The 233-nt window shown below is 67.8% G+C and carries 1 protein-coding gene; it reads left to right on the top strand.

What is annotated here, in order from left to right; translation table 11 throughout:
- On the top strand, positions 1 to 233 hold a 233-nt coding region (locus R0J87_RS25030), incomplete at both ends, for a WYL domain-containing protein (protein WP_498889727.1).

Here is a 233-nt window from a genome sequence, read left to right as displayed (position 1 = left end):
CGACGGGAACCCTATCGGCTGTGGTTCGAGCAGCGGGCGTGGTACGCCCTCGGGCATCACGAGACGCACGGCGAGCTGCGGTGCCTCAAGCTCAACCGCTTCGCTGCGGTGGAACCGACCGAGCAGCCGTACGCCATCCCCGACGACTTCACGCTCGACGACTACCGCGGCGATGCCTGGCGGATGATCCGCGGCGATCGGGTGTATGACGTGGCGATCCGCTTCACGCCCGA

It is taken from the genome of Halomonas sp. SIMBA_159, from assembly GCF_046536035.1.
GTDB lineage: Bacteria > Pseudomonadota > Gammaproteobacteria > Pseudomonadales > Halomonadaceae > Vreelandella > Vreelandella venusta_A.
The sequence above is the reverse complement of the archived record's forward strand: the minus strand, read 5'-3'. Positions and strand labels throughout refer to the sequence as shown.